Below are 10,355 nucleotides of genomic sequence, written 5' to 3'. Positions count from 1 at the left end.
CGGAGCGAGGCGTAGCGCCGGAGCGAGGCGTAGCGCCGGAGCGAGGCGTAGCGCCGGAGCGAGGCGTAGCGCCCGGCCCGGAGGCCGGGGCCGCACGCTGCAGACGATTGGTGGTCCCATGCGGATGGTGACGGTGCGCCTGACGGCCGAGGCGACACTGGAGCGGGCCTTGGAGGAGCTCGGGCTGCCGGAGGAGGAGGTCGACACCGGCTACGGCCTGGTGGCGATCGATCCGGCCCAGGGCCTGTACGGCCTGCGCGTGACGGAGGCCGGCGCCCGCCGGATGGACCCCGGGGCCGGGAGCGGCCCCTACTCCGACCCGCCCATCGAGCCGTACGGCCCGCCGCAGTAGGGCGGCGGGCGGTGCGGCGCGGAGCCGGTCAGCCGTTCGTGACGACGGTGAGCCTGTCCGCCTGGTCCTTCAGCGCGCCGCGGCGGCGAGCACGGTCTCGGCGGCCCGGGCGGCGGACTGCCCGGACTCGGCGACCGCGACCATACCGCGGGACATCTCCGTGCTGGTCGCGCTCTGCTCCTCCACCGTGGTGGCGATCAGCGTCTGCTGCTCGGCCACGGTGTTGATGAGCCCGGCGATCCCGGAGATCCCCTCGGCGGCCTGGGTGCTCTCCGCCTGGATGCCCTCGATCATGTCGGTGATCTGCGCGGTGGCCTCGGCCGTGCGGGCGGCCAGGTCCTTGACCTCGGACGCCACGACCGCGAACCCCTTGCCCATCTCGCCCGCGCGCGCGGACTCGATGGTCGCGTTCAGGGCGAGCAGCTTGGTCTGCTCGGCGATCTCGGTGATCAGCTTGGTGATGCTGCCGATCTGCCGGCTGGACTCCTGCAGCTGCTCCATCCGGCGGGTCGCGTCGCGCGCCGAGTCGGCGGCCGTCGTGGTGCTGGACGCCGCGCTGCTGACACCCTGGGAGATCTCCCGGATGCTCTGGCTCAGCTCGGTGGAGCTGTGCGAGACGGTCTCCGCCCTGCTCGCGCTCTCCCCGGCCGTGCGGACGAGTTCCTGGCCGGCCTCGGTGAGGTGGGAGCTGGCCGTGGAGAGCTCCTGGCTCAGCTGGCTCAGGGCCTCCTCCGTGCGGACCTGCTTCGTGGAGTCGGTCCAGGTCAGGATGTAGCCGCCGGGGACCCGGTCGTAGGTGGACGATCCATGGGTCGTCTGGCCGTTGAACTCCATGATGTTGATCTTGGTGAACGGGAAGGACCTGGCGGTGCGGAGGTCCTTCTTCAGGACGTCGGCCAGCAGGAGCAGCGCCTCGACCCCGTAGGTCGCCACGGTCTCCTGCATGAGCCGGTCGGCCGCCTGGTTGCGGTACACGACCTCCCCCGCCTCGTCGACGATCAGCAGCACGGCGGGTGCCTTGTCCAGCGCCGTCACCAGCGCGTCCCGGGACTGCAGCATCGGGTGGACGTCAGCGGCTCCCCTGCGTGACCGCCAGAATTTCATCATTTTCGCTCCTTATGCCCTCGCAGGATCAATCGGCGCGGCGGGATCGGACCTGAGGATCCGGCGGATCTCAGATCCGGGAATTTCCGGGGCGCACCGCGCGTCACGAGGCGGGGCTCGGGGTGGACGCCCGGACGCCGTTGCCGCGATCATCGTCCTGCCCCGAGTCCGTACCCGTCCGCATCACGGAGCCCGCCTCCCGGAGCCCGTACCGCCTCCCGCGGCCGTGTGCCGCGGCCGAAGCCCGCACAGGAGAAGAACGTGTCCCGCAAGAACGTCCTGGCCGTCATCCCCCCGCAGGTCGGTGGCCGTGAGGCGGGGGCCGCCCTGGCCGGGCTGCTCGCCGACCGCGCGCGCGTCACCGTCGTGGAGTCCACCGGGGAGGACCCCGGCGCCCTCGCCGCGGCCCAGGTGGTCATCACCGCGCTGAGCCCGGTCGGCGCGGACCACCTACGGGCGGCCCCGCTGCTGGAGCTCGTCCAGTGCGTCGGCCACGGGTACGACCACGTCGACCTCGCCGCCGCGGAACGGCACGCGGTCACGGTGTGCACCATCGCCTCCAGCGGGGCGGAGGGCAACAGCGTCGCCGAGCACGCCTTCGCCCTCATCCTGGCCTGCGCCAAGCGGATCGTGCCCGCCCACACCGCGCTCGCCGCGGGGGAGTGGGCGCTGCCCCGTCTCCGCCCCCACCTGACCGAACTGGCCGGCAAGACCCTGGGCATCGTCGGACTGGGCCACATCGGCCGCGACGTGGCCCGCAAGGCCGCCGCCTTCGACATGAACGTCCTGTACAGTTCCCCGCGCCGCGCGCCGCGCGACGTCGAGGAGCGCACCGGCGCGCGGTGGACCGAGCTGGAGGAGCTCCTGCGGGCGTCCGACGTCGTCACCCTGCACGCACCGCTCAACGACGGCACCCGGCACCTCCTGGACGCCCGCCGCCTGGCCCTGCTCAAGCCCACGGCCGTCGTCGTCAACACCGCGCGCGGGCCGCTGATCGACCAGGACGCGCTCGCCGCCGCCCTGGAGGACGGCCGGCTCGCCGCCGCGGGCATCGACGTGTTCGACCCCGAGCCGCCTGCGCCCGGCTCGCGGCTGCTCGGCGCGCCCAACGTCGTGCTCACCCCGCACGCCGGAGCCGTCACCCGCGAGACGCTCGTCCGGATCGCCCTGGCCGCCGTGGAGAACGTCCGCCGCCACCTCGACGGCGCCCGGCCCCTCGACGCGGTGGCCGGCCCGGCGCGGCGGCCGTCTAGCGCCGCCGGTACCGGGCGGCGAACAGGGCGGTGGCCAGCAGCAGCTCGGCGACGTCGCCGCCGTAGTACATGACCCGGGCGGCCTGCCGGATGTCCGCGGCGTCCCCGGCCCCGGGGCAGGGCGGGGGCCTGCGCGTAGAGGTGCTTGGCCAGCCAGGCGTGGACCGCGGCCACCACGATCAGGGCGGTGACGCGAACGGCCGTCCCGGGCCGGCGGGGAGCGGGGTCGGGACCTGCGACGGCCCAGGCGAACAGGTAACCGGCCGCAAGATAGTGCAGGTGGACCGCGTGGTGGAGCAGAGGGCTGGTCAGGGTGGCCGCGTACAGCGGGGTGAGCGTCACCAGCAGCAGGCCTCCGGCGTTGAGCACGGCGGCGCCGGCCGGATGACCGGCCGCGTGCAGGACCGGCGAGCGCAGCAGGCGGGCGACGCGGCGGCGGTACGGCACCGCCGCGGTGCGCAGCAGCAGCGTGACCGGCGCGGCCATGACCAGGGCCAGGGGAGCGAACATCCCGACCAGCAGGTGCTGGACCATGTGGCCGGTGGCGCCCGCCGGGGCCAGGGCGTGCACGAGCGGGGAGAGCGCCACGGCCAGCACGGCGCAGCCGGTCAGCCAGGAGGCGCTGCGCAGGCGGCTCCAGCCCCGGGGGGTGACCGCCGCCCGCCGGGCCGCGACCAGGTAGACCGCGGCGCAGGCGATGACCGCCAGCAGCACCGGCAGGGACGCCTGCCACGCGCCGAGGTCCGGATGGACGGCATCCAGATGGGCGGCGCCGGGAGGGGCGAGTTCCGGATGGGCCAGGTCCGGATGGGGACCGTGGTACGGCGGAGCGGGGTGGGCGTCCTGCTGGACGGAGACCGGAAGGACGGGCCGCATCAAGGACGCCGGTCACCGGACGGAGGGCGGACGTCCCCGGCCCGCCGGTGCCGGCGCCGGGCGCGCAGGGCCAGTACGGCGCCGCAGGCCAGCAGCAGGACCGCGGCCAGGTTCCACGCCAGGTCGTAGGGTCCGAGATCGACACCGTAACGGATCTGGTGCACGCGCAGGACCTTGTGGTCGACCAGCCCGTCGAAGAGCTGGAAGCCCCCGGCGCCCATCAGGAAGCCGCCCCACGCCGCCGGCGCGACCAGCAGCGCGCGACGGCGCAGGTCGGACAGCCAGAAGAACCCGCCGACGACGGCCACCAGCTCGGCGGCGTGCAGCAGGCCGTCCGAGACCAGTCCCACCTGGGGGGTGGCCCGGTCGTAGAAGTGGTGCCAGGCCAGGAGCTGATGGAAGACCACCTCGTCGACGGCGGCCATGACACCGACGCCGATGAGGGCGGCCGACAGCAGCGAGGGGCGCAGGGAGACCACGGCCCGCCCAGGATCCGACGCCGTGTTCCGTCGTGTCTCTCGTCCCGGCATGCCGGTCCCCCTACCCGGATGGGCGACGCTCACGCGACGCCCGCCGATGGCCGTTTCGTTGCCCGAAGTTGGCGGAGGACGGGCTCCATCACCTCTCCTGCGGGCACAGGTCATGGAAGTGAAGGGAGACGGACCCGTGCCGGAGGTGGAGCGGGAAGCGGCGCTGATGGCGCTGCTCGACAACGTCACCGCGGTGGCCGGCGCCGTCCACGAGCTGGAGCCGGCGGCGCGCGCGACGCTGACGGCCGTTTGCGAACTGACCGGCTGGCCGCTGGGCCACCTGTGCGTACCCGCCGACATCGGGGACGACTTCGTCTCCTCCGGGCTCTGGGTCGGCGCGATCGAGCGCTTCCCGGTCCTGCGGGAGGTCACCGCCCGCGCCCACTTCCCCCCCCGGCACCGGCACCATCGGCCAGATCATCACCACGGGGCAACCGATCTGGTCGTCCGACATGAGCCGCGACCCGCTCGTCCTCCGCGCCCGGCAGGACCGCGACCTGGGGGTGCGGGCGGTCTTCGCGTTCCCGGTCGTGGCCACCGACGGGGTCGCGGCGGTGCTGGAATTCTTCTCCGACCGGGTGGTCCCCCGGGACGAGGGGCTGCTGCGGGTGATGGCCAGCCTCGGCCACCAGCTGGGCCGGGTGATCGACCGCCGGCAGGCCCACCGGATGCTGGAGAACAGCCGCCAGCGGCTGCAGCAGGTGATCGAGTCCTCGATGGAGGGCTTCGTCTCCATGGACGCCGCAGGGCGGATCACCGGCTGGAATTCCGCGGCCGAGCGCATGTTCCACCGCTCCCGCGACGAGGTGCTGGGCCTGACGCTGCACGAACTGCTCGTGCCGCCCCGCCACCGGGCCGCCGACCAGGCGGACCGGGTCCGCTTCCTGCTGACCAGGGAGTCGAAGGTCCTGGGCAGGCGGCTGGAACTGACGGGCTGGCGCCCCGACGGGAGCGAGTTCCCCATCGAACTGGTGATGTGGGCCGTCCAGGACGGGGAAGAGTGGACGTTCAACGCGTTCGTCCACGACATCACCGACCGCCGGCGTGCCGAGGCTGCGCTGCGGGAGGCGTACATCGCCGAGCAGGCCACCGTGGCCCGCCTGCGGGAGCTCGACAAGGCGAAGAGCGACTTCATCGCCACCGTCTCCCACGAGTTCCGGACCCCGCTGACCAGCATCGCCGGATATCTGGAGATCTTCACCGACGAGGAGGCCGAACCCGTCAGCGGCCGCCAGCGGAGGATGCTGCAGGCCATGGTCCGCAATACGGGGCAGCTGCAGCACCTGGTGGAGGACCTGCTGGCGGTGAACACGGTCGACTCCGGGCGGCTGGCCGTCGACGCGGCCCCGGTCCCGGTGCGCCGGATCCTCGACGAGGCGGTACGGGCCACGGCGGACGAAGCGCAGGAGTCCGGCGACCGCACCGTCCACGTCCTCCTCGAGGAGGACGTGGACTCCGTGCACGCCGACCGCGACCTGCTGGTGCGGGCGGTGGGCGCCCTGCTGTCGAACGCGATCAAGTTCTCCCCGGCGGGCACGCCGGTCACCGTGCACGCCTCCGCCGCCGGGGGGAACGTGTCGATCGCGGTCACCGACGCCGGAGCCGGCATCGACGCCGACGAGCTGCAGCACGTCTTCGACCGCTTCTACCGTGCCCGCTTCGCCACCGAGCACGCCATCCGGGGCATGGGACTGGGGCTGTCCCTCGCCAGGACGATCGCCCAGGCCCACGGCGGTTCCCTGACGGCCGCCAGCACCCCGGGCGAAGGCTCGACCTTCACCCTCACCCTCGGCGGACCCCGGGACGGACTCCGGCGGGGAGTGAGGCGGACCTCAGGCGTTCGCCCGGTGGACGGATCCGGATCCCGGGCATCCGTTATGATCTTGGGCTGTCCTCCGCCCTCCGACCCCGGGAGCCCTCGTGCCGGTGCGCGAGCGAGTTCGCGCCCTCCTGGAGACCTCGCGCTTCCAGCAGGCCGTCATCGCGGTCATCGTGGTCAACGCGGCGACCCTGGGCCTGGAGACCTCCGCCGAGGCCGTCGAGCGGTACGGCACCGCACTGTCGGCCGTCGACCACCTCGCGCTCTACTTCTTCACCGCCGAACTGGCCGCGAAGATCTACGCCTACGGGCCGCGCTTCTTCCGCGACCCGTGGAACCTGTTCGACGCCGCGATCGTGACCGTCTCGCTGCTGCCCGCGGCGGGAGGACTGTCGGTGCTGCGGGCGCTGCGGATCCTGCGGGCGCTCCGGCTCATCTCGGTGGTGCCCAGTCTGCGCCGGGTGGTCACCGCCCTGCTCACCGCCGTGCCCGGGATGACCTCGATCGTGCTCCTGCTCGGCCTGGTGCTCTACGTCGCGGCCGTGATGGGCACGAAGCTGTACGGCGCCACCTCGCCGGAGTACTTCGGAGAGCTGCCCACCTCGCTGTTCACGCTGTTCCAGATGATGACCGGGGACGCGTGGTCCGACATCACCCGCGAGGTGATGGCCGAGCACCCGGGAGCGTGGGTGTTCTTCGTGCTGTTCATGCTGGTATGCACCTTCGTGGTGCTCAACCTGTTCATCGCGGTGGTGGTCAGCGCGATGGAGGAGGAGCACGCGGAGGAGTCGGTGCAGGCGACCGAGGAGCTGGGCGCCGCGGTGCTGGCGGAGCTGGCCGCGCTCCGGGCCGAGGTACGGGAGCTGCGGGACCGCGTCCCGCCCGCCCCCGCCGCCGCACGCCTTCGGACCGGCACCGCGGAACGACCCGGCGCCGCGGCATCGGACGGTCCCGCCGATCCGGCGGCTCCGGCCGGTTCCACGGTGCCGGTCGGCCCCGCCGCCGGGAGGAGGAGTTCCCGCAAGCGGCCCGCCCGGCGGTGACCGGGGACCGGGCGGGGGCCCGCCGGTCACCGGGGACCGGCGGGAAGGGCGCGGCCCTGCTCAGCGGGAGTAGAACTCCACGACCATCTGCTCGTCCACCGGCACGGCGATCTGCTCGCGCACCGGCCGGGAGACCACGGTGAAGCGCAGGTCGGCGTGGTCGACGGCCAGGTAGGGGGCGGTCCGCTCGTCGGCGTAGATCCCCTCGGCCGCGGCGACGAACGGCTGCATGGCGCGGGAGCGCTCGCGCACCGCGATCACCTGGCCCGGCTTGACCAGGTAGCTGGGGATGTCCACCTTGCGGCCGTCCACGGTGATGTGACCGTGCGTGACGTACTGACGGGCGGCGTAGATGGACGGGGCGAGGCCGGCGCGCAGCACCAGGGAGGCCAGGCGGCTCTCCAGCAGCACCACCAGCTCCGCGCCGGAGCGGCCGGGGCTGCGCAGCGCCATGTCCCAGTAGCGGCGCATCTGCCGCTCGGAGACGTCGTAGTACCAGCGCAGCTTCTGCTTCTCCATCAGCCGCAGGCCGTAGTCGCCGGTCTGCCGGCGGTTGGTCTTGCGGCCGTGCTCACCCGGCGGGTAGGGGCGCTCCTCGAAGTAGCGGACGGCCTTGCGGGTCAGCGGGACGCCGGCGCGCCTCGAGAGTCGCACCTTGGGTCCGGTGTAGCGCACAGTCACTCCATTGTGCTTAGGTATGCCTAACTGAGGTTAGCCTTACCTTAGACGAAGTGGTCGCAAGATCTCAAGGAGAGCCGGTCCATGCAGCAGCCCGTCACCGCGCCGCCCGTTCCCGAGCGGGTCCGCACCCTCGCCGCGACCGCCGTTCCGACCCATGTGTCCCTCGCGGGGACGGCCGAGCCCGCGCGGTCCGCCCGGGGCGGAGTGGACCGGGCCGGACGGCCGGTGCTGCTCGTCCTGCCGGGGGACCCGCTCTACGGGACGCGGGACGAGCCGGTGGTGACCGTCGACCTGACCGCGAGCCGCTCGCTCGGCGGGGTGGAGCTCTCGCGGGGCCTGCTGAAGGTGCAGGGCTGGGTGCAGGCCGTACCGGAGCGGGAGTTGCGCGAGACCGCGATCGCGATCGCCGACCGCTGCCCCGACGAGGCCCTGTTCGAGGTGCTGGAGCGGCGGGACGGCCCGCGCCTGCTCCGGGTGGACGTCGGCCAGGTGATCTATCTCACCGGGCCGGAGTCGGGCGTCCTGGACGCCGAGGAGTATCTCGACGCCGCCCCCGACCCGTTGGCGGCCGAGGCCGAGCGCATGGTCCGCCATGTCAACGACGCCCACCGGGACCGGCTCTCGGCCGCTCTCGGCGCCCTGCTCTCCGAGCCCGCCGGCGACGTCTGGCTCTGGGAACTGGACAGGTTCGGCGCCACGGTCCGCTCGGGCATCGAGGACCCCACCCTGATCCGGTTGCCCTGGCCCGCCCCCGTCGGAGACACCGCCTCGCTCGAGCGCGCCCTGCACTGCCTGCTCTGCCACCGCTGACCGGCACGGCGCCGCACGCCCGCCGCCAGGTGTGGCGGAGCGGCGCTGTAGGAGTGTAGGAGGCGTCCCGGCCGGGGTCCGCCCGCGCGCCTACGGCCGGTCGAAGGACCGGTCCTGCGCGATCCGCGAGGCCGCGCCTCACCTCTCGGACGCCCCACCCCGCCCCGCTCCGGTCTCCGTGCCGCACTGGACCTTCCCCCCGGCAGGAGGGCGGTCCTCCCCCGTGCGATGATGTCCCCGCCATGCATGCCGTGCCCGCCTCCCCGGCCTTCCGCCTCGCCCGCGCCGCGGTCTTCACCGCGGTCTGCCTCGGGCTGAGCGTGGCGGCGCACCTGTTCGCCGGGGGCTCCGTCTCCGCGCCGGGTGCGACAGGCGGCGCGGCGCTGGCCTTCACCGCGGCACTGGCGGCGGCGGGGCGTGAGCGCTCGGCGGCGGTGATCCTGCCGCTCCTGGCCGGTCTGCAGGCCGCGCTGCACCTGTTGTTCTCCCTGACCCACGCGATGCCCCCGGCGGAGGCCGCCGCGCAGCACGCCCACTCCGGGCTCCTCCCCGGTCTGGGCATGTTGATCATGCACGGCTGGGCGGTCGGGCTGACCTCCCTCTGGCTGGCACGCGGCGAGGCGGCGCTCTGGGCGCTGCTGCGCCGGCTGCCGGTACGGCTCCGCCTCCTCCTGGCCTACGCGGTCCCGGACCTGACGCCCTTCTTCGCGGTCTCCGCCGCCGAGCCCGCACCGCCGCGTCCGGCCCTGCTCCGCCACGCCGTACGGCGCCGCGGCCCTCCCTCACAGGTCACCGCCGCCTCCGCCTGACCCCGGGCCGACGCCTGACCCCAGGCCGGCTCCTGACCCGGGGCCGGCTCCTGACCCGGGGCCGGCTCCTGACCACGGGCCGATCCCCGGACCGACTCCTGAGTCCGGTTCCTGAGTCCGGCTCCTGAGCCCGAACCGGGCTGAGGCGGTTCCGTGTTCCCGGGCCCGCGCGTGCGGCCGCACGCGCCGAGGCCGCCGTCCCGCGGCTCGGCGGTTCCGACCTGTGCGACCTCTTCTCCGGCAAGGCCCCCCGGGGTCCGGCATGGCGGATTCGTGCCCTTTGGTGACCTCTTTCCGGCACGGTTCCCCGGTCCCCGGCGTCCCGGCCCGCCGCACAAGCCAGAAAGGCCTTCAGCATGTCCTCTCGCCGTACCCTTCCCGCCGTCCCCGCAGCGGTCCTGCTCGCCGCCGCGGTGACACTCACCGGATGCGCCTCCCGAAACGACACCTCGGCCGCGCCCGCGGGCCCGGCACCGGCCGCGACCTCCTCGGCCGCCTCCTCGCCCGCCGCCTCCCCCGCGCTGACGATCAGGGACCCGTGGGTGAAGACCACCGAGGAGGGCATGACGGCCGCCTTCGGCACCCTGGTCAACAGCGGCGGCACCGACGTGACCGTCGTCTCCGGTTCCTCCCCGCTCTCGCCGAAGGTCGAGCTGCACGAGGTCGTCGACTCGGGCGGCAAGACGGTCATGCGTCCCAAGGAGAGCGGCTTCACCGTCCCCGCCCACGGTTCGCACCCCCTGCAGCCCGGGGGTGACCACATCATGCTGATGGGCGTCACCGAGAAGGTGGAGCCGGGCGCGCAGATCGCCTTCACCCTCACCCTGAAGGACGGTTCGACCCTGGAGTTCACCGCCGTCGGCAAGGACTTCGCCGGCGGCCAGGAGGACTACCAGCCCGGTACGCACCCCGGCGGGGACGCGGGCCACCGCGAGGGGCACGGCGAGGGCCCCGGCGAGAGTGGGGCCGAGACCGCGCGCACCGGTGGGGGCGACCGATGACGGCGGGACCCCGGATCACCCGGCGGGGACTGCTCGCGGGCGGTGCCGCCGCGGCGCTGCTGAGCGCGCTGGAGGCG

The 10,355-nt window shown here is 73.8% G+C and carries 9 protein-coding genes and 2 pseudogenes; 7 read left to right on the top strand and 4 right to left on the bottom strand.

The genetic code is table 11. The features are described from left to right. Positions 1–118 precede the first annotated feature (118 nt). Positions 119–352 carry a hypothetical protein gene (locus ACWJ6R_RS14560; protein ID WP_449062730.1) on the top strand — a complete coding sequence of 78 codons (234 nt, stop codon included), beginning with the start codon at positions 119–121 and terminating at the stop codon, positions 350–352. 69 nt (positions 353–421) lie between these two features. On the opposite strand, the gene ACWJ6R_RS14555 is transcribed toward ACWJ6R_RS14560, so the two are convergent. After that, the gene (locus ACWJ6R_RS14555) at positions 422–1,411 is read right to left on the bottom strand and encodes a methyl-accepting chemotaxis protein (RefSeq protein ID WP_449062729.1); all 990 of its coding nucleotides are present in this window, start codon (positions 1,409–1,411) and stop codon (positions 422–424) included. Between the two features lie 306 nt (positions 1,412–1,717). On the opposite strand from ACWJ6R_RS14555, the gene ACWJ6R_RS14550 reads away from it, so the two are divergent. Next, positions 1,718–2,782 carry a 2-hydroxyacid dehydrogenase gene (locus ACWJ6R_RS14550; protein WP_449062728.1) on the top strand — a complete coding sequence of 355 codons (1,065 nt, stop codon included), beginning with the start codon at positions 1,718–1,720 and terminating at the stop codon, positions 2,780–2,782. 104 nt (positions 2,783–2,886) lie between these two features. Here ACWJ6R_RS14550 and ACWJ6R_RS14545 read toward each other — a convergent pair. Then, positions 2,887–3,585: pseudogene (locus tag ACWJ6R_RS14545) on the bottom strand (cytochrome c oxidase assembly protein); the annotation flags it as partial. Further along, positions 3,585–4,064 (bottom strand): DUF2243 domain-containing protein, encoded by a 480-nt coding sequence (locus ACWJ6R_RS14540; protein ID WP_449062727.1) that lies wholly within the window; start codon positions 4,062–4,064, stop codon positions 3,585–3,587. The gene ACWJ6R_RS14540 and the pseudogene ACWJ6R_RS14545, both read right to left, overlap by 1 nt. A 458-nt stretch (positions 4,065–4,522) precedes the next feature. On the opposite strand from ACWJ6R_RS14540, the pseudogene ACWJ6R_RS14535 reads away from it, so the two are divergent. Both ACWJ6R_RS14535 and ACWJ6R_RS14530 read left to right on the top strand, forming a co-directional pair. Beyond that, a pseudogene (locus tag ACWJ6R_RS14535) lies at positions 4,523–5,845 on the top strand (ATP-binding protein); the annotation flags it as partial. Positions 5,846–6,041: 196 nt separating this feature from the next. Next, positions 6,042–6,977, top strand: coding sequence for an ion transporter (locus ACWJ6R_RS14530; protein ID WP_449062726.1), 936 nt, complete (start codon positions 6,042–6,044; stop codon positions 6,975–6,977). Positions 6,978–7,037: 60 nt separating this feature from the next. Here ACWJ6R_RS14530 and rpsD read toward each other — a convergent pair whose 3' ends face one another. Beyond that, positions 7,038–7,652: a 30S ribosomal protein S4 gene (gene rpsD, locus ACWJ6R_RS14525; protein ID WP_449062725.1), complete on the bottom strand. Its 615-nt coding sequence runs from the start codon at positions 7,650–7,652 to the stop codon at positions 7,038–7,040. Between the two features lie 87 nt (positions 7,653–7,739). Here rpsD and ACWJ6R_RS14520 point away from each other — a divergent pair, with 87 nt between their 5' ends. The 3 genes from ACWJ6R_RS14520 (at position 7,740) to ACWJ6R_RS14510 (ending at position 10,278) form a co-directional block, all read left to right on the top strand. Next, complete coding sequence (locus ACWJ6R_RS14520; RefSeq protein WP_449062724.1) at positions 7,740–8,468, top strand: DUF2470 domain-containing protein; 729 nt, start codon at positions 7,740–7,742, stop codon at positions 8,466–8,468. Positions 8,469–8,710: 242 nt separating this feature from the next. Next, a complete protein-coding gene (locus tag ACWJ6R_RS14515; protein WP_449062723.1) occupies positions 8,711–9,277 on the top strand; it encodes an MFS transporter in 567 nt (188 codons plus the stop codon). 356 nt (positions 9,278–9,633) lie between these two features. Then, entirely contained in the window at positions 9,634–10,278 is a 645-nt protein-coding gene (locus ACWJ6R_RS14510) for a copper chaperone PCu(A)C (RefSeq protein WP_449062722.1), read from the top strand. Positions 10,279–10,355 lie beyond the last annotated feature (77 nt).

This window comes from Planomonospora algeriensis (assembly GCF_977012225.1).
Note: the sequence above shows the minus strand (reverse complement) of the source record. Positions and strands in the feature narration are given on the sequence as shown.